Consider the following 19152-nt stretch of genomic DNA (forward strand, 5'->3'; position numbering starts at 1 on the left):
GACAACGAGCGCACCGGCCTCGCGAAGGCGTGCAACGGCGTGGGCGTCGGCGGCAGGTGCGTACTGAAACGCCGGGCAGGCGGCGGTCGTCGGCAAACCCGCAACGTCGATATTGTCCTTGACGGCGAAGGGTATGCCCCAGAGCGGCAGGGAATTCGGCTCGGGCGCGCGGGCCATCAGGGCGCGGGCCTCCGCTTCTAAAACGCCGCGGCTGAAGACGCTGATGAAGACGGCTTTGTCGCTGGAAGCTTCGATGCGATCGACGACGGCGTCGATGACGCCGACGGGATTGGCCGACCCGGACGCATAAGCGTCCTTCAGGCTCGCCAGATCCAGAACTGTCGGCAGCATTGCATTCTCCCCGAGACGACCGCGACGGCAAAGCAATTGTCTCGCCATCGGCGCCGTCTGCAGAGGGATGATCAGGTTCGGAGACCTGGCGTGCCCTCGTTAAACGGGGACACGCCGCTGTTCGGCCTTTTTAGAGCTTCGCCTTGAGGTCGCGCGATGCGGCGAAGGCGACCCGCTTGCTGGCCTTGATCTTGATCGCGTCGCCGGTGTTCGGGTTGCGACCCTTGCGGGCGGCGCGCTTCTTCACCTGGAAGATGCCGAGGCCGGACAGGCGAACCTTCGTGCCCTTCTTCAGATGCTTGCCGATCATCTCGATCGACTCGGCGAGATAGGCCTTGGCGTGAGACTTCGGAATCTCGAACGTGGTGGCAAGATGTTCGCTGATGTCCGTCGCCGTCAGGATCGTCGAAGGCGCTTTCTTTTCGACCGGCGTCGCGGTCTCCTTCTTCGCGGTCTCCTTCTTCGCAACGTCCTTCTTCGCGACTTTGCTCGCGGCCTTCACCGCAACGTCCTTTTTGACAATTTCTTTTTTGGCCATGCGAATCGCTCCGGTTTTCTGCATTTGTCTAGCATGTTGCCGTCGTCAAGCCGGAGTGCAAGCCTCTGGGAGTCGTCATCCCCATCGCGTTTTCCCGAGGCGGTCCCGGTTAAACCAAGCCAAACCAAGTATTGGCGGCCGATGTTATGTTATTACAGTCGTCTTCGGCAATGTGAACTCTTCCCGCCGCATCCTTTGCTGCAAAAGGCTTTGCAACGGCGCAATCCGTCGTTAGAAGGAGCCGGCCTCGAAAGCGAGCGCGGCCTGAGTTTCTCAGGCTGTGCGATCCTTTTGCGGCAGAGACGTCGCTGCGGTCGGGTAAGCCCTCACAAGAAGGCGCTTCGACACGTGTCAAAGACGTGGTGGAAACACAGTTCAAGAAGAGGTTTTACGAATGGCAGCTCCCCATCTTCATCCGTTGCTCGATAACGGAATTCAGCAGGGTACCGGCGGCTTTGCCGGTGGCAAACTTCACTGCAAATGCGCGACCGACAAGGTCGAAGTGACGCTGACCGGCGACGTCGTTCACAACCACGCCTGTGGTTGCTCCAAGTGCTGGAAGCCGGAAGGCGCCGTGTTCTCGGTCGTCGCCGTCATTCCCGTCGATAACCTGAAGGTCACGGCGCACGAAGAGAAGCTTCACATCGTCGACGAAAGCGCGACGATTCAGCGTCACGCCTGCAAGTCGTGCGGCGTCCATATGTTCGGCCGCATCGTCAAGGATCATGCGTTCAAGGGTCTCGACTTCGTGCACGTCGAGCTCAGCCCGGAAAAAGGCTGGCAGGCGCCGCAGTTCGCGGCCTTCGTCTCCTCGATCATCGAGCAGGGCTACGATCCCAAGGGCATGGACGCCGTACGCGGGCGCTTCACGGAACTCGGCCTCGTTCCTTACGACGTGCTGTCGCCTCCGCTGATGGACGCGCTGGCCGGCTACACCTACGCGCACGCCGCAAAGTAGGCTTTTTCCATAGCGTGACGATGGGCGGCTTCGGCCGCCCATTTTCGTCTGTAGCTTTAGACGGCCAGGGCGCCCCGGAGAGAATCCTCGGCATAGGGCTTGGACACGATCGAAACGTCCTTGAAGCGCTCGGGAACGCTGACCATCTCGCCGTAGCCCGTCGCGAACACGAACGGGATCCTGCGGTCCTGCAGATCCTCGGCGATGGTGAAGCTCGTCTCGCTGTAGAGGTTGACGTCGAGAATTGCGGCGTCGAAGCGGTTCAACGTCAGCGCGCGTTTGGCTTCGCGCGTGGTGCTCACCAGTTCGACATCGGCACCGCAGCCTTGCAGCATCGCCTGCGCGTCGAGCGCGATCATCATGCTGTCCTCGACCAGAAGCAGGGTCTTGCCGTTGAGATCGGCTTTAAGCGCGACGGCGGCTGTCACAGCCTTCGTCTCCAGCCGCGATGCATCGACGAATTCCGCGGGGATCGTGAAGCAGGCGCGCACGCCTGCCGGCAGATAATCGAGGACGGCGGTTCCGTGCAACTCGAAGGGGATCGACTGTTCCGTCACGACGGTTCCGAAGCCGCGGCGCGATGGCGCCTCGACACGCGGGCCGTTGGTTTCGACCCAAAGCAGCGTAAGGTCGTCGTCGAGGCTCCAGCTGATCGCGAGGCGCCCGTCGGGTACGCTGAGGGCGCCATATTTCGCGGCGTTCGTCATCATCTCGTGCAACACGAGCGCAAGCGTCTGATAGGCGCGCGAAGCGACCATCACCGGCGGTCCGGATAGAACGAGACGATCGCAGCCGACGTCGCTCCAGGCCCGCGCCTCGGCCTCGATCAGGGGACGCAGCGGGGCAGCCTGCCAGTGCGAACGCGTCAGCTGGTCGTGCGCGATCGACAGGGCCTGGATGCGACTTTGCAGGTTCTCCGAGAAGGCTTCGATGGTCTGGTCGCCCGGTCGGCTCTGCCGGATCAGCGAGCCGACAACCGCGAGCACGTTTTTGACCCGGTGATTCAGCTCGGCGACGAGCAGCGCCTGGCTTTCGTGGGCGATGCGCCGCTCGCGGTCGACGAGATCCGTGCGCCGCAGAATGACGTCGAGCAGCGAGACGCGCAGCGTTTCCGCGATGTCGATCGCGCCGCTGCGCCACGGAAGGCTCTTGCCGCGGACGATCTCGCGCCAGGCTTCGAAGCTTTTACGAGGGCCGATGGCGCCCGTTGCGGGATCCACGATCTTGGTGGGCTCGCCGCCCCATAGCACCGTCTGCACGACCTCGCGTCGGAACAGAAACAGGATATCCCGCGGCGACCGCGAAAACGGTATCGCGATGACGCCGCTGACCTGATCGGCGTATCGCATCGCGTCGGGAAGCTCGTCGCCCAAGGCGGTCGTCGCATAGACGCGATCCGGTCGCTTCGTTTGCATCAGACGGACGAGTTCCTCGATACCGTTGTCGGGCGGCACGATGCCTGCGCCTTCGAAACAGCCGTTGGTCCAAATTCCGATACCGTCACAGACGATCATCTCGCGCAGCAGATCCCCGAACCGTCGCAGATTGTCGAAGATCGTTTCCTCGGGCTCCATGCTGGCGATGAGCCGATCGTGCGTCTCGCGCGACTTGGCGATGTAGCTCAGCTCGTCCTGCTGTTCCTTGGCCTCGATCTGCGAGGAGAACACCATGGCGAACAGCTCGACGGCGGCGCAGGTGGTCGCGGAGAGCCGGCGCGGCGTCTCGTGATGGCAGGCGATGAGGCCCCAGAGACGATCGCCATGCATGATGGAGACGGTCAGCGTCCCCGCGCTGCCCATGTTGCGAAGATATTGCAGATGTACGGGCGACACGCTGCGCAGGCTCGCCTGGCTGAGATCGAGCGGCAGTCCATCCTTGTCGATGCCGGGGATGACCGGCACGGGCGTGTAATCGACGGCGGGAATGAGCCGGAGCCACTGCCGCTTGTAGAGCGCGCGCGCCTGAGCCGGAATGTCGCTCGCGGGATAATGCTGGTGCATGTAGGGGGCGAGACCGAAACGCAGCGCCTCGGCGATGACCTGGCCGCTGTCGTCGTCGAGGAAGCGATAGATCATCACCCGATCGTAGCCGGTGATGGCACGGATCTGGCGCGCGGCCGAGGTGAGGAAGGCCTGGAAGCTGGTGGTGCGACGCAGCCTGTCCATGATCGCCTTGACCAGCATGCTGGGATCGGCGCGCATCGTGTCGGCGCCCGCACAAGGCACGAACTCGACGACGGCGAGCGCGCCCGAAGCATGAATCATCAGGTCGTGGGGCTCGTCGTGGACGCCGACGGCGATCGCGCTCATTCGCTCCGCAAATCCGGAGATCATGGCCGCCTGAAAGGTGTTGCGAAGGTCGTGGATGATCTGCGGCGACAGCACGGTTTCCATGCTCGCCCCGATCATGCCTTCGGCGGTGGCGTGTCCGAAGAGACCGGGAGCGTTTTTAGAGACATGCGCGATGGCCCAGGTCGGCAGGCTGAACGCGATGAGGCTGCCGTGAGCTTGAATGGAGCCAGGGGTGTGAACCGGTTCCCGATCGCATTCGGACATGTCGGGCAATGACGCAGGAGCCTCTGTCACATTCATCCTTCTTGCGGGCCACAGCCATGCGTAGCATGTCTCGCGCTGCTTCAGCATTCCTTATGGACGTCGCCTATATCGGCCGACGGCCGTGGCGTCGGTTCGCCCCGACCGGCCTATTCCACCGGCGCCAGGGTCCGGTATCTGCCATCAAAGTGGATCAGCGGCTTTCCGGGGACGGTCGCGGCTGCGGCGACCAGCCCGACGAAGATCGTGTGGTCTCCGCCTTCGATCGCCTGTTCGAGACTGCAGGCGAGCGTAATCATGGCGCCCTCGATGACCGGCGTTCCCTCGAGCAGGTCGAACCGCGGTATGACGCCAGGCGAAGCTTGCCCGCCGAAGTGCCGCGATAGGTCCGCCTGGTCATCGTAAAGGACACTGACGCCGAAGCGTCCGGTGGCGGTGATCATCGCATGGCATCGCGTGGCCTGAGCCACGGCGACGAGGATCAGCGGTGGCGTCAGCGACAGCGACGAGAAGGCCGTAGCCGTCATGCCGTGGATCGTGCCGGCCTGATCCTGGGTGGTGATGATGGTGACTCCGCTCGCAAAGTGGCGAAGCGCCTGCCGGAAATCCTGCTCGGCGACCGTGGCGGCCTGATTCAACGTCGGGACCATGGGGCTTCCATATCGGGCGTCAGGGCCGCTTGCGAATAGCTCGGCTTTGTCGCCGTTGCCAGGAACTATCCTTATGTCGCAGGCATTTTTGTTGCGTTAAGCCGGACGCGTCGCCGTCCGCCCATGGAGACTGAAATGGCTCTTGACCTGTCGCAATACGCCAATACCGACCCGCATTTGTCCGGAGGCGAGCGCGCGCTTTCGGTTTTGGCCGGGCTCGCCCTGACGTCCGCCGCCGCGCAGCCGCGCCCCAACGTGTTTCTCAGCATCCTGGCGTTGGCGACAGGATCCTATCTCGCCTATCGCGGCGCGACCGGCTATTGCGTGATCAAGGCATCCCTCAACGACAGCAACCTGATCGCGCACCAGCCGGCGCCAGCCCCTATCGGTTGATCGTTCCCTTTAAAGCCGCCGGTGCCGAATGCCGGCGGCGCTGTCTTATTTTGCCGCTGGCGCCTCGGCTTGTGCCGTGCACTGAACGGCATGAGGCTGGCAGGCGATTCCCGGTAGCGAACACGATGCCGCGCTCCCGGACCCCCTCGAGCAGATGACGCAGCCGTCCGTCCATTCGCGGCATGTGGCGTTGTCGCCACCGTAGGCTTGAACCGCTTTCTCTTCCTGTGTCTCCCGTGCGTCAGCCGGCGGTTGCGTCGGGGTGGGGCTTTCCGCCGCAAACGCACAGGCGCCGTAAAGGGCAAAAATCCCGCAGAGAACGATAGCTGGCGCTTTCATCATGGCGCGAGATGTAGCCTTCCTCGCGTGCCGCATCAATTCCGCCGAATTGCCGCGCTCGAGGCCACGTGCTACGCGCCCCCATGCTCGAAGGTCTCCCCCCCAACGGCGCGGCTTATGTCATGCGCCTCCGCTGCGACGAACCGACGGCGCGACGCGTCGCCGATCTTATCGTCGAAACCTTTGAGCCGGCGGATGCCGCCGCCGCGGCGTTCGAAGAGCAATTCAACACCCGAGCCTGGACCAGCGGCGCCTGGATCGTCGAGGTCTACTTCGGTCTGCCGCCCGATGAAGAGAGCGTTCGCGGCTTGGTTGAAGTGGCCGCCGGCGACGAGTATGCGGCGAAGATCGAGTTCTCACGCGTCCAGCAGCGCGACTGGGTCGCCTCGTCGCTCGAAGGCCTGGAAGCGGTGCGTGAAGGCCGCTTCGTCATCCATGGCAAGCACGGCCGCGACCGGGTGACGTCGGGCGACATCGGGATCGAGATCGAGGCGGCCCTGGCCTTCGGCACCGGTCATCACGGCTCGACGCGCGGCTGCCTCGCCATGATCAACGCGGTGGCCAAGCGACGGCGTCCCTATGCGATCCTCGACGTCGGGACAGGCTCCGGCGTGTTGGCGATTGCCGCGGCCCGGCGTTTCCATCGGCGTGTCGCCGCCGGCGACATCGATGCCGTGGCCGTCGTCGCAGCGCGCGGCAACGTGCGCCGCAACCAAGCCGGCGCCTATGTCCGCCCGGTGCTCGCCAAGGGGGTCGGCCACCCCGATCTCCGTGCGGGCGCGCCGTACGATCTCATCATCGGCAACATTTTGGCGAGGCCCTTGCGGTCGCTGGCGCCAAAACTCAAGCCGCTTCTCGTGCCGGGCGGGGAACTCATCCTCTCGGGCCTGCTGGCCAGCGATGTCCCGGGCGTCCTCTCGGCCTATCGCGCCCAGGGCCTGTATCTGGTCAAAAGGCGCCTCATCGAGGGCTGGGCGACGCTGCTGCTTCGGTGATCAGCCCGGATTGAAGCGGGCCACCATCGGGCGAAGCCGTTCCAGCAGGATCGTGCGCAGATTGGCGATGTCGAGACCCGCGACGATCGCAGCGTAGATCGCGATGCCGCCAAGGACCTGCTCGACCAGGATGATGACGCTCGGAGGCTGACTGCGAAGCGGGAGAAGCACGGCGGTCATAGCAGCGGTTCCCAGACAGGTCGAGGCGACATCTTGCCAGCGCGGCCAGTGGGGGCGCGACAGGCAGGCCACCCCGATCAGCGTCACCAGCGCGACGAAAAAGGCGCCGGATTGCGCAATAGCGAGCGTCTGCGCGCCACCGCCCCGCGGCATAGCGAAGAGGATGATGGGATCGGCGATGCAGCCCGCGACCGCGGCGGCGATCAACGGTCCCGTGCGCTTGGCGATCTGGAAAATCGGATTGAGGCCGTAGAGGATCATCGCAAAGCAGAACAGCCCGGGCAGCATCAGGGTCAGAAGCTGATCGAACGGGCCGCGATAATCGACGGGCACGATCAACTGCTGCAGCGACGGCAGCACCAGCCAGATCCCGACGCAAGCCGGCAGCATGATCGCGATGACGATCGCCATGTTGTCGGCGATCTTCTGCTTGGACCGCTCGGCGCCGAAACGGTCGTGCGCGGCGACCGCGATCTGGAACAGCACGACGTCCAGGGTCGAGCCGATCGCCTGAACGGCCTTGGTTCCGATATCGAAGGCGAGCGAGAACTGCCCGGTTTCCGAAAACCCGTAGTAGATCGTGATCAACGCGCGGTTGGCTAGGGGAATGCAGATATAGAGCAGGTTGGCGGCAACGATCGGCATGGAGTAGCGCAGGATCGAGCGGGCGATCCGGATCCGCGCCATATGCGCCTGGGCGAAGGGGTCGCTGAGCGCGGCACGAGCGGCGATGACCGAGCCCGATGCGCTCAGAATGCCGCCGATCAGCGCCATCTTCGCTGACGCAAAGTAGAAGGCACCGCCGCCGATCAAGGTGAAGGCCAGAAGATTCTTCACGATGATCAGGCGCGTATAGAGCCGATCATGGAAACGGGCGCGGACCAGGGCGGTGTTGAAATCGAACAGACCGTTGGATACGGCGACGCCCAGCGCCAGCGCGATGAGCGCATTGGACAAGGGAAAGTGCCCGCCGGTCATGAATAGGCAGGTGCTGGCGACCGCCAGAGCGCAGGTCACGGCGGCGAAGGCGAGGTCGAGCGTTGCGCGCAGCGCCGGTTCCTCACCGCGGGTGCGTTCCGAATAGAAGCGCGTCGCGCCGAGACGAAGCCAGTCGAGAAAGAAGGTCTGGACCGCCATCGCCGTCGCCAGAGCGAGAGCGAACCGTCCGTACTCCGCCGGCCCCAAAAATTTGGCGACGAGGAGACCGACCGCGAAATTGAACAGGACGTTGAGAAAGAAGGCGCCGAGAACCCTCATCCGCCGCGCGGAGGCCTGTCCCCCTCAGGGGCCGAACAGCGATGGGTGCTGGTGGCTTCAGTTGCGCGCATGGTCGACTGTCATAAACCAGCCGAAGTAAAAATGTCTTGCACGCCCCACCGTTCTTCACGCGGCGAGACATAGATGTCGCGCTTCGTGGTCTAGAAGCCGATTCGGCCCGTCGGGCCCTTGCGCCAGGGGATGACGCCGTAGCCCGGCGTGGTCACGTCGCCCTTCATGTCGAAGGCGACATCGCCGAGGACGGTTTTGAAGACGGTACCGCCGTGCATCGTGGCTGCGAGCGCGCTCGGGTCGAGCGACTTGGCCAGGCCCGCGGCCTGCTGGATGATCTGGACGGCGGCATAGGCATAAAATGTGTAGGCATCGGGTTCCGTGCCTTTGGCCTGAAGCCGATGCAGCAGATCGGCCGCGTCCGGCCGCTGTCGCGGATCTGCGGGAAAGGTCATCAGCGTGCCCTCCGCGCCCGGCCCGGCCAGCGTGGCAAACTCGTCCGATGCGATCCCGATGCCGCCCATCAGCACGGCATGCGATCCGGCGTCGTGAAGCTGGCGGACCAGCAGGCCGGCTTCCGTTTGCGTCCCGCCCCAAAACGCGATCTGGGCACCGGAGGTTTTCAGCCGGTTCACGAGCGGGCCAACATCCTTGTCGCCCTTGTCGATGCTGGCATAGAGAGCGTCCTTCACGCCGTCGGCCAGCAGCGCCTTGCGGACGGCATCGGCGAGCGCTTTGCCGGCCGTCGTGCGATCGTGAAGGATCGCGATCTTGGTGGCGTGGTCGGCAAGGTAGCGGGCGGCGACCGCGCTTTGCTGGTCGTCGCGTCCGCCGAGACGGAAGATCGTCGCCAGCCCGCGCTCGGTGATCTGCGGAGCCGTGGCCGACGGGGTGATCGCGAGCACGCCCGCCGCACCGTAGATCGCGGACGCCGGCATCGCCACGCCGGAGCTGAAAGGGCCGACCACCAGCTGAACTTTGTCGCGGACGAAGCCCGCCGCGATCTCGCTGCCGCGTTTGGGATCGCCGAGATCGTCGCCCGGCACGGCGCTGCCGCGTTGCCCGAGAAAACCGCCATCGGCATTGATGTCGGCGATGGCTTGCTCGACGCCGAGACGGATCTGGGTGCCGAATACCGCATCCGATCCACTCAACGGCGCAGCGATGCCGATCCTTACATCGGCAAGGGCCGGTGCTGAAAAAACCAACGCGCTCGCCAGCCCAAGGCCTGCGAGCGCATGCCTTAAGTTTGCGAGCGCATGACTTGCGTTATGGCGTACGCGCGCCGTCATGCCTTCCGGCGTGGGGCAGGGCGCTTGGCCGGCGCTTTCGCAACCGGCTTGCGGGGCACTGCCTTGGCAGCGGGCTTTGCTGCCTTCGTCGTCTTGGCCGACCCTTTGATCGAAACCTTAGCTGGAGCCGGCGCCGCCTTGGCCACCGGCTTGCGGGCGGACTTCGGTGCGGCGGGTTTTGCGGCAATTTTGGTTGGCGCCTTGGTTTTCGTCGCCAAGCGGCCGCGCGTCGGCGCGGCAACCGTGCGTTTCGCCGGCGCTTTCGCGGCGGCTGCACCGCGCCGCGTCGTACCTGGCTTGGCGGCCGTCGTTGTCTTTTTCGCAGCGACTGCTGGCTTGGCCACGCCGCGCTTCGCTGCCGGCGCAACCTTGGTGCGCACCGTCACCGTCGGCTTTGCCGCCGGTTTGCGCGCCGCCTTTGCCGCTACGGCTTTCGCCGTCTTGGTCACCTTCACGGTTTTGACCGGCATAGCCGCAACGCGTGTCTTGCGCGCCGCGGGTTTGGGCGATGCAACCTTGGGCGCCGACTTCGCGGGGCTTTTCGCGACAGCGCGCTTGGCTGGCGCCGCGGCGGCGATGGCCTTGCGCGTGGTTTTCACGGATGTCGCCTTCGCGGCTACGCGTTTTGGTACGGGGTTGCTTGCGGCGGGCGCTTTTGCACGCGGCGTCTTAGTTGGTGCTGGTTTGACGACGGGAGCGGCGATGGCCGGAGCCTTGCCCGTCGCGCCTTTAACCGGCGCGCGCCGGGCGAGCGTGTCCGTCGTCCCGCCGCGTGTCGCGGGCGAACGCCGACCTGCAGGACGGCGGGCGATCGAGCGCGGCTGCGGCGCTTTGCGCGTCGTCGTCTGGCGCGCCGGGAGTTTCGCCGTCAGGAAATCGATGACGGCTTTGGCAAAACCTGCCGCGTCCTCGACGGCCGAGATATGGCGCGTCTGCAAGGTGACCAGCTTCGCGCCGGGAATCGTGTCAGCCAGCTGCGCGGCCTGTTCCGGCGTGGTTGATTCATCGTCGGCGCCGGCGATGACGAGGACCGGCCGGTTGATTTGCAGGAGGCCTTCACGCAGATCCATGTCGCGCAACGCGGCGCAGGCTGCGGCGTAACCTTCCGGCGAGGTCGCGAGCAGCGCCTGCTTCACAGGCTCCACGCGCTCCGGATGCTTTTCCGCGAAGTCGGCGTTGAACCAGCGCGCGATGACGCCGTCGGCGAGCGCTTCCATGCCGTGTTCCTGCGCCGCGATGATGCGCGCATTCCAGGAGTCGGGCGAACCGAAGTGGGCCGCGGTGTTGGCGAGCACGGCGCGCTCGATGCGGTCCGGAGCGTTGATCAGAAGCCACTGGCCGACGGCGCCGCCTTGCGACATGCCGACCAAATGCGCTTTCTCGATGCCGAGGCTATCGAGGATCGCCACAGCGTCCTGGCCCAGGCGCTCGATGGAATAGGGACCCGCGTCGGTGACGCTGCCGTGGTGCCCGCGCGGATTGTAGCGCACGATGCGGAAATGCTTGAGGAGATCGGGGATCAGCGCATCCCAGATATGGAGATTCGCGCCGAGCGGGTTGGACAGCATGAGAACGGGAAGCGTCTCGTCGCCCCCGATCAACACGTTGAAGGTCTCGCCTCCGATCGTGAGGTCCGTCATCACAAGCTCTCCACCATCACGTCACAGTATCGCACGTTACGCACCGCACTCTGGCGATATCATGCGGATCTAGTGCGTTTTGTGGCGGAGAGACACGACGTTCGTCAAGGATTGGCGTTCGTCCCCAAGGGATTTGCGCTTTTTCGCTCAGGATGACGCGTCGCGGGCCTGCTGGAGATCGCGCAGCCAGACGTCGGCATTGCCGTCGGACGGCGCCCGCCAGTCGCCGCGTGGCGACAGCGAACCGCCCGCAGCGACCTTCGGTCCGTTGGGCATCGCCGACCGTTTGAACTGGCTGAAGCCGAAGAAGCGGCGGATGAAGACTTCCAACCAGTGGAAGATCGCGTCGCGGTCGTAGGCGTTGCGCCGTTCCGGCGGAAAGCCGGGCGGCCAGGCCCCGGCCGCGGCGTCCGCCCAGGCGGCTTCCGCCAGGAACGCGATCTTCGACGGCCGAAACCCATAGCGCAGCGTATAGAACAGATTGAAATCCTGCAGCGCGTAGGGCCCGACGACGGCTTCCGTGCTTTGCGGCGTTTCGCCCGCCGCCACAGGCACGAGTTCCGGCGAGATCTCGGTGGCGAGAATTTTTCCGAGCGTCTGCCCGACATGCGGTTCGAACAGGGCGACCTCGATGACCCAGCGCAGCAGGTGCTGGATCAAGGTTTTCGGGACGCCGCCGTTGACGTTGTAATGCGACATCTGATCGCCGACGCCATAAGTGCACCAGCCGAGCGCCAGTTCGGAGAGGTCGCCGGTGCCGATGACGAGCCCGCCGTTGTGGTTGGCGAGGCGGAACAGATAGTCCGTGCGCAGACCCGCCTGCACGTTCTCGAAGGTGATGTCGTAGACGGGCTCGCCACCGGCGAAGGGATGGCCGAGGTCGCCGAGCATCTGTCGCGCCGCGGGACGGATGTCGATCTCTTGCGCCGTGACGCCGAGCGATCGCATCAGCGCGAAGGCGTTGGCCTTGGTCTCGTCGCTGGTGGCGAAGCCCGGCAGCGTATAGGCGAGGATGTTTGTGCGCGGCAGCTTCAGCCGGTCGAAGGCGCGGGCCACTACGATCAGCGCGTGGGTGGAATCGAGGCCGCCCGAGACGCCGATGACGGCCTTGCTGACCTTCACCGCGCTAAGGCGCTGGACCAGACCGGCCACCTGAATGTTGTAGGCCTCGAAACAATCCTGCGCGAGCTTTGCCGGATCGGCCGGGACGAAGGGAAAGCGCTCCACGGTGCGCTTCAGGCCGATGTCGCCAGTCGGCGGCTCGAGATGGAAGGCGATGCTGCGAAACGGGGTCTGGCTCTGCAGTCGGGCATTGTCGTCGAACGTGCCCTGGCGCATCCGTTCCTGCCGCAGCAGGTCGAGATCGACGTCGGCATGCACCGCCTGCGCCCCATCGGGAAAGCGTTCGGACTCCGCGAGCGTCACGCCGTTTTCATAAATCGACGTCTGACCGTCCCAGGCAAGGTCCGTCGTCGATTCGCCCGCGCCCGCGGCGGCATAGATGTAGGCGGCGATGCAGCGGGCCGATTGCGACTGGCAGAGCAGGCGGCGGGTGTCGCTCTTGCCGATGGTGATGTTGCTGGCAGAGAGGTTGGCGAGCACCGTGGCGCCGGCCAGCGCCGCAACGGAGGACGGCGGCACCGGGATCCACAGGTCCTCGCAGATCTCCGCGTGGACGATCAGCCCCGGCACGTCGCCGGCGGCAAACAGCAGGTCGCGCCCGAACGGCGCCGTCAGGCTTCCGATGCTGATCTCTTGCGCCACCACGTCGATGCCGGTCGCGAAATGCCGGTGTTCGTAGAACTCGCGGTAGTTCGGCAGGTAGAGTTTCGGCACGACGCCGAGCAGGCGACCGCCCTGGATCGCCAGCGCGCAATTGTAGAGGCGGTTGCGGAAGCGGAGCGGCGCGCCGACGAGCAGCAGCGGGCGCAGGGTTTTCGACTGCTCGACGAGCCATGCGACCGCGGTCGCAACCGCGTCGAGCAAGGCGTCCTGGAACAGCAGATCGTCGATCGCGTAGCTCGACAGGCAGAGCTCGGGAAACACCGCGAGCGACGCGCCTTCGTGGTGGCACTCCAAGGCCATCGCAAGAATGGACGCCGCATTGGCCTGCGGGTCGCCGATGCGGCTGGAAATGGTGCACGCCGCGACGCGCGCAAAGCCATGCGTGTAAAGGGAGCCCTGAGCCATGGGCTCCCTTATCATGCCGCGGGCGCCCCGCGCGAGGCGTTTACGCGATCAAGGTTTCCGCGGCGGGCTAGCCTGGAGCTTGAACAGGACCACGGAGCGACCGGTGACGTCGTAAGTGTGGTTCAGCTCGAACTCGGCCAGCTCGTCGGCTTCGGGCTGGTTGGTATCGAGCAGGCGCACCCAGCGCTTGCCACCCGGTACGTCGACGAGCTTGCACTGCACGACGTCGTGGTAGGCGTTGAAGAACATCAGCAGCGTGCTGTCGCTGCCGCGCTTGCGGATGCCGGTCGGCTGGGCGCGGCCGTCGAGCAGGACGCCCATGCTGAGGGCGTTGTCGTCGGCCCAGCCGCCGTCGTCCATCTCGTTGCCGTCGGGCTTCAGCCAGGTCACGTCCTTGACGTCGAGCTCTTCGTTGTAGTGCCCGGTCAGAAAACGCTCGCGACGCAGGATCGGATAGTTGTGACGCAGCTTTCCGAGCTTCTGCACGAAGGCGTAAAGCGCATGGCCGGCCTCGTCGAGCTTCCAGTTCACCCAACTGATGTCGTTGTCCTGGCAGTAGGCGTTGTTGTTGCCGTTCTGCGTGCGGCCGAACTCGTCGCCGGCGAGCAGCATCGGCAGGCCCTGCGAGAAGAACAGGGTGGCAAGGATGTTGCGCTTCTGGCGCTCGCGCAGTTCCAGGATTTCTGGATCGTCGGTCGGCCCTTCGACGCCGCAGTTCCAGGACCGATTGTCCGAGCTCCCGTCGCGCCCGTCCTCGCCGTTGGCCTCGTTGTGCTTCTCGTTGTAGCTGACGAGATCGTTCAGCGTAAAACCATCATGCGCGGTGACGAAGTTGACGCTCGCCCAGGCCTTGCGGCCGCGGTGATTGAAGCTTTCGGCAGAGGCGGTGAGGCGTTTGGCGAGGTCGGGCAAGGTGCCCTTTTCGCCCTGCCAGAAGGAGCGGATGTTGTCGCGGTAGCGGTCGTTCCACTCCGCCCAGCCCGGCGGGAAACGCCCAACCTGATAGCCGCCGGGTCCGCAATCCCAGGGCTCGGCAATAAGCTTGACCGAGGAGAGAATGGGATCCTGGCGGCAGGAATCGAGAAAGCCGCCGCCCTCGTCGAAGCCGTGATCCTCGCGCGCGAGAATGGTGCCGAGATCGAAGCGGAAGCCGTCGACATGCATGTCCTGCACCCAGTAGCGCAGGCTGTCGGTGACCATCTGCAGCACGCGGGGATGCGACAGGTTGAGCGTATTGCCGGTGCCGGTGTCGTTGATGTAATGCGCCGGGTTTTCCTTCGGCAACCGATAGTAGGATTGGTTGTCGATGCCCTTGAACGAGAAGGTCGGCCCGAATTCGTTGCCCTCGGCGGTGTGGTTGTAGACCACGTCGAGAATCACCTCGAGGCCGTTGGCGTGGAGATGCGAGACCATCTCCTTGAACTCGGAGAAGGCGAAATCGGGCTCGCTGGCGTAACGCCGGTCGGGGGCGAAAAAGCCGAGGGTATTGTAGCCCCAGAAGTTGGTGAGGCCCTTGTTGAGCAGATGGTCGTCGTTGACGAAGCTGTGGACCGGCATCAGCTCGATCGCGGTCACGCCGAGCGACTTGATGTGCTTGATGACTTCCGGCTGGATCAGCCCGCGGAACGTGCCCTGGAGCCGCTCCGACACCGCCGGATGGCGCTTGGTGAAGCCGCGGACATGGGTCTCGTATATCAGCGCCTGGTCGAAGGGCTGGCGCTGATGGCGGTCCTCGCCCCAGGTGAAGGCCGGATCGATGACGCGGGCGCGCGGCACGAACGGCGCGCTATCGCGCTCGTCGTAGGTCGTGGCGTCGCCGCTTTCCATCTTATAGCCGAAGACCGCGGGGTTCCACTTCAAGCGCCCTTCGATGGCCTTGGCATAGGGATCGAGCACGAGTTTGTTTGGATTGAAACGATGCCCGTTCTCGGGCTCGTAGGGCCCATGCACGCGGTATGAATAGATCGTGCCCGGGCGCGCGTCCGGCAGGTAGCCGTGCCAGACCTCGTCCGTGAATTCCGGCAGCTCGATCCGTTCGACCTCCTTTTCGCGGAAATGGTCAAAAAGGCAGAGTTCGACCTTGGTGGCGTTCGCCGAGAACAGCGCAAAGTTGACGCCGCGCCCGTCCCAGGTCGCCCCGAGCGGAAACGGCCGGCCCTCGAGCACACGGCTTCGCAACACTGATGTCAAATGGATATCCCCCGTCGTCCAAACGGAAACACGAGCCTTGCGGCTTCGTTCCAGCTCGGCGCTGCCTTCAGGCCGTCAACGCCGGGGCGCCGGCTCAAAGGGCGATGTCGTTGTCCTTAGCCAGTGTGCGCAGGCTGACTTTCGGGCGGGCGCCGAGATGCTGGATGATCTCGGCCGCAGCAAGGCCGCCGAGCTTGGCGCAGGTGGCGTGGTCGTGCCCGCGCACCAGCCCGGTAATGAAGCCGGCGGCGAAAAGGTCACCCGCGCCGGTCGTGTCGACGAGCGTTTCAATCGGTGCGGCTGGAACGGCGATCGTCTCTTCCTTGGTGATCACGACGCTGCCCTTCTCGGAGCGCGTCACGGCGCCAAGGATGCCTTCCGACTGGAGCTGCTGGACAGCCTTGTCGAAATCGGTCTCGTACAGGCTCATCAGTTCGGCTTCGTTGGCGAACAGGATGTCAACGCGACCGGCGCGGATCAGTGCCAAAAATTCGTCACGGTAGCGCCCGACGCAGAACGGATCGGACAGGCTGAGCGCGACACGGCGGCCGGCGCCGCGTGCGATCGTCGAAGCCTTGACGAAAGCGGCCTTAGCCGCGGGCGGATCCCAGAGATAGCCTTCGAGATAGGTGATCTGCGAGGCCTTGACGATCTCGGCATCGACATCGTCCTCGGTCAGGTTCTGGCAGGCGCCGAGAAACGTATTCATCGTGCGGTGCCCGTCGGGCGTCACCAGGACGAAGCAGCGTGCCGTCGCGGGGCCGTCCGTGTCGGGCGGGGTCAAAAAGTCGACGCCGGCCTTGCGGATGTCCTCGGCGAACAGGCCGCCGAGCGCGTCGGTCTTCACCTTGCCGATGAAGGCGCCCTTGCAGCCCAGGCTCGCCGCGCCGATCACCGTGTTGGCCGCGGAGCCGCCGGAGACGGTCAGGGTCGTGCCCATGGCCGCGTATAGCGCTTCGGCCGGACCTTCGTCGGTGAGGGTCATTGCACCCTTGGTCAGACCGTGTTCGGCAACGAAGGCGTCGGAGGTCTGTGCGATGATGTCGATGATGGCATTGCCGAGGCCCAGGATGTCGTAACGGCTTTCGGACATGGGTTCTCTCGGCAAGGAAAAGGTTGAGGCGCTATTGCAGGTGGTCCCCGCGACGTCAAGGAATCGGGCAACAAAAAAGGCGCGCGGACGGGATGTCCGGCGCCTTAGCTCACAGCGATCGTGTCGAGGGGATGGCTATTCGGGATCGCGTTTGACCCGGACCGGAACGGGGACCGGTTCGGACGGGCGCTTGGCCGTGAGAGCGGCCGCGATCGCGCCGGCGCCAGCGGTTAGGGCGATAATGACAAGCAGGTGCATGGCCGATCCCCAAAAGACGTTAACAAGAACTATGAGTGCGAACGTGCCGTCCGTCTCCTAGTTCCGCATGGAAAGGTTAAAGCCCGTCAAACAAAGCTGTTGATAGGTAACGTTCTGCGAAGGATGGTATGATGAGCACAATGTTCTTGCCTTCGAACTCCGGCCTCAGCCCCACCTCGATCGCAGCCGCCAGCGCCGCACCGGACGAGATGCCGCCCGGCACCCCTTCGAGACGCGCCAGGAGCCGCGCCATGTCGAAGGACGTCTGATTGCCCACCTTGATCACTTCGTCGATGACTTTGGTGTCGAGGATCGGCGGCACGAAGCCGGCGCCGAGCCCTTGGATCTTGTGCAGGCCGGGCTTACCGCCGGAGAGCACGGGTGAGTCCTCGGGCTCGACGGCAAAGATCTTAAGCGATGGGCGGCGCGGCTTCAGCGCCTCGCCGACCCCGGTGATCGTGCCGCCGGTGCCGACGCCGGCGACGAAGGCGTCGATCTCGCCCCTCGTGTCGTTCCAGATCTCCTCGGCCGTCGTGCGGATGTGGATCGCCGGATTGGCGGGGTTCTCGAACTGCTGTGGCATGACCGCGCCGGGGGTGGTCTCGACGATCTCGTGCGCCTTGGCGATGGCGCCCTTCATCCCAAGCGCCGCCGGGGTGAGTACCAGTTCGGCGCCCAGCAGCAGCAGCATCTTGCGCCGCTCGATCGACATCGATTCCGGCATCACCAGGATCAGCTTGTAGCCGCGCGCCGCGGCGACGAAGGCGAGGCCGATGCCGGTGTTACCGGAGGTCGGCTCGACCAGGGTGTTGACCCCAGGCGCGATGGTGCCGAGCGCCTCCATCGCGTCGATCATGCCGACGCCGATGCGGTCCTTCACGCTCGACGTCGGATTGAAGAATTCAAGCTTGGCCAAGAGGTTGGCCTTGACGCCATTGGCCTTGGCGATCTTGTCGAGGCGCACAAGGGGGGTGTCGCCGATCGTCTCGGTGATCGAATTGTAGATCCGTCCGCGGCCCGGCGCGCGGACCTCGTCCTTGGCAAAACCCTGGGTCATGATGTTCTTCCTTAGGTCTGGCTTCGGCGCTGACGCAGTCCCGTCCACCATTATGTCGTAGCTCTCGCAAAAACGGCAAGGATCCGTTGGTATCGCCGCAGCATTCGGGTCGGAGATCAGCCTGGGAATTGCGTGATCCACCCGTCGCGCAGCGAGTCTGACCGAATGCTGCATATGATCGAATCATAAAGGAATCGAACACGTTTGCCAGTTACCGTCGCCTCAGTTCAGAGGTTTTTATGCAATTGGTTCGCCGTTTCCTGTCGTATTTCAGCATTTCCTCCGTAGACCCGGAGGTCATGGAATCGCAGGCCAGGGCATTTACCAAACAGATCCCGCTTCTATACCTGATCCTCAATGCAAACGTCTTTGCGCTGGCCTACACGCACCATGGCATCGCGCCGGATCTTCTTACGATCTATGCGCCGGCCGGGTTCTTCCTGATTTGCGCCTATCGGATGGCCGTCTGGACCTGGCGCGCGCGCCAAGAGATCACGGCTGCAAACGCGCGTCCCCGCCTTCGCTCGACCTACCTGCTGGCCGGGGTGCTCGGGGTTCTCTTCACCACCTGGGCGCTCTCCCTGTATCCCTACGGGGATGCCTACGAGAAAAGCCACGTTGCCTTCTTCATGTCGATCACGGTGATCGGCTGCGTGTTCTGCCTGATGCATTTGCGGCCGGCCGCGCTGCTTCTCACGGCGATCGTCGGCATCCCCTTCACCATCCGCTTCATGACCACCGGGCAACCGGTGCTGACGGCGATCGCGGTCAATTTCTGCCTCGTCTCCATCATTATGGTCGTCATCCTCTTCATCTACTATCGCGACTTCACGGATCTGGTTCATTCGCAGAAGCATCTGGCGGCGCTGAGTGAGCAGAATTTTTGGATGGCCAACCGCGACAGTCTGACGGATCTCCCGAACCGTCGAAGCTTTTTTCGGGATTTCGAAACCCTGATCGCCAATGCGCCGGTGTTTGCCGTCGGCCTCATCGACCTCGATGGATTCAAGCCGGTCAACGACGTCCACGGCCATGCCGCAGGCGACCGGGTGCTGATCGAGGTCGGCCGGCGTCTGAAGTGCGTGTTGGGGCCTGGTGCCTTCGTCGCCCGGCTCGGCGGCGACGAATTCGGGTTCGTGCTGCCGACGGCGGACAGCGCCGCCAGGATCTTGGAGCAGGGGCGCGCGATCTGCCAAGCGATCCAGGC

Annotated in this window: 16 protein-coding genes; 4 read left to right on the forward strand and 12 right to left on the reverse strand. The window is 64.4% G+C overall.

Going from position 1 to position 19152, the window contains the following annotated elements:
- Together GSQ79_RS00545 and GSQ79_RS00550 are read right to left on the reverse strand one after the other, a co-directional pair.
- Nucleotides 1-351, reverse strand: a 351-nt coding sequence (locus GSQ79_RS00545) for an amidase family protein (RefSeq protein WP_246725013.1), incomplete at its 3' end; no start/stop codon positions are given.
- 130 nt (nt 352-481) lie between these two features.
- Nucleotides 482-889, reverse strand: a complete 408-nt coding sequence (locus GSQ79_RS00550) for an HU family DNA-binding protein (RefSeq protein WP_246725014.1) — start codon at nt 887-889, stop codon at nt 482-484.
- A gap of 394 nt (nt 890-1283) precedes the next feature.
- On the opposite strand from GSQ79_RS00550, the gene gfa reads away from it, so the two are divergent.
- Nucleotides 1284-1847 carry an S-(hydroxymethyl)glutathione synthase gene (gene gfa / locus GSQ79_RS00555; protein WP_158806793.1) on the forward strand — a complete coding sequence of 188 codons (564 nt, stop codon included), beginning with the start codon at nt 1284-1286 and terminating at the stop codon, nt 1845-1847.
- Nucleotides 1848-1903: 56 nt separating this feature from the next.
- Here gfa and GSQ79_RS00560 read toward each other — a convergent pair whose 3' ends face one another.
- Both GSQ79_RS00560 and GSQ79_RS00565 read right to left on the reverse strand, forming a co-directional pair.
- Complete coding sequence (locus tag GSQ79_RS00560; protein WP_246725015.1) at nt 1904-4432, reverse strand: HWE histidine kinase domain-containing protein; 2529 nt, start codon at nt 4430-4432, stop codon at nt 1904-1906.
- A 116-nt stretch (nt 4433-4548) separates the two neighbouring features.
- The gene (locus GSQ79_RS00565; protein WP_158806795.1) at nt 4549-5049 is read right to left on the reverse strand and encodes a flavin reductase family protein; all 501 of its coding nucleotides are present in this window, start codon (nt 5047-5049) and stop codon (nt 4549-4551) included.
- 135 nt (nt 5050-5184) lie between these two features.
- Between GSQ79_RS00565 and GSQ79_RS00570 the strand changes: the two genes are divergently transcribed.
- Together GSQ79_RS00570 and GSQ79_RS00575 are read left to right on the forward strand one after the other, a co-directional pair.
- Entirely contained in the window at nt 5185-5442 is a 258-nt protein-coding gene (locus tag GSQ79_RS00570; RefSeq protein WP_158806796.1) for a YgaP-like transmembrane domain, read from the forward strand.
- 422 nt (nt 5443-5864) lie between these two features.
- The gene (locus GSQ79_RS00575; RefSeq protein ID WP_158806797.1) at nt 5865-6776 is read left to right on the forward strand and encodes a 50S ribosomal protein L11 methyltransferase; all 912 of its coding nucleotides are present in this window, start codon (nt 5865-5867) and stop codon (nt 6774-6776) included.
- Here GSQ79_RS00575 and GSQ79_RS00580 read toward each other — a convergent pair whose 3' ends face one another.
- The 8 genes from GSQ79_RS00580 to cysK form a co-directional block, all read right to left on the reverse strand.
- Nucleotides 6777-8213, reverse strand: a complete 1437-nt coding sequence (locus tag GSQ79_RS00580) for a lipopolysaccharide biosynthesis protein (RefSeq protein WP_158806798.1) — start codon at nt 8211-8213, stop codon at nt 6777-6779.
- A gap of 161 nt (nt 8214-8374) precedes the next feature.
- Nucleotides 8375-9433 (reverse strand): branched-chain amino acid ABC transporter substrate-binding protein, encoded by a 1059-nt coding sequence (locus GSQ79_RS00585; protein ID WP_246725016.1) that lies wholly within the window; start codon nt 9431-9433, stop codon nt 8375-8377.
- 80 nt (nt 9434-9513) lie between these two features.
- On the reverse strand, nt 9514-11157 hold the full coding sequence (gene pcaD, locus GSQ79_RS00590; RefSeq protein WP_158806800.1) for a 3-oxoadipate enol-lactonase: 1644 nt from the start codon (nt 11155-11157) through the stop codon (nt 9514-9516).
- A gap of 147 nt (nt 11158-11304) precedes the next feature.
- The gene (locus tag GSQ79_RS00595; RefSeq protein WP_158806801.1) at nt 11305-13347 is read right to left on the reverse strand and encodes an NAD(+) synthase; all 2043 of its coding nucleotides are present in this window, start codon (nt 13345-13347) and stop codon (nt 11305-11307) included.
- A gap of 48 nt (nt 13348-13395) precedes the next feature.
- Nucleotides 13396-15537 carry a glycogen debranching protein GlgX gene (glgX, locus tag GSQ79_RS00600; protein ID WP_246725017.1) on the reverse strand — a complete coding sequence of 714 codons (2142 nt, stop codon included), beginning with the start codon at nt 15535-15537 and terminating at the stop codon, nt 13396-13398.
- A 94-nt stretch (nt 15538-15631) separates the two neighbouring features.
- Nucleotides 15632-16630 carry an adenosine kinase gene (locus tag GSQ79_RS00605; RefSeq protein ID WP_158806802.1) on the reverse strand — a complete coding sequence of 333 codons (999 nt, stop codon included), beginning with the start codon at nt 16628-16630 and terminating at the stop codon, nt 15632-15634.
- 135 nt (nt 16631-16765) lie between these two features.
- Nucleotides 16766-16888: a hypothetical protein gene (locus GSQ79_RS30015; RefSeq protein WP_256378971.1), complete on the reverse strand. Its 123-nt coding sequence runs from the start codon at nt 16886-16888 to the stop codon at nt 16766-16768.
- 76 nt (nt 16889-16964) lie between these two features.
- Entirely contained in the window at nt 16965-17945 is a 981-nt protein-coding gene (cysK, locus tag GSQ79_RS00610) for a cysteine synthase A (protein ID WP_158806803.1), read from the reverse strand.
- Nucleotides 17946-18184: 239 nt separating this feature from the next.
- Between cysK and GSQ79_RS30160 the strand changes: the two genes are divergently transcribed.
- The coding region (locus GSQ79_RS30160) for a diguanylate cyclase (RefSeq protein WP_158806804.1) at nt 18185-19152 on the forward strand (968 nt) is incomplete at its 3' end.

This window comes from Beijerinckia sp. L45 (genome assembly GCF_009765775.1).
Taxonomy (GTDB): domain Bacteria; phylum Pseudomonadota; class Alphaproteobacteria; order Rhizobiales; family Beijerinckiaceae; genus RH-AL1.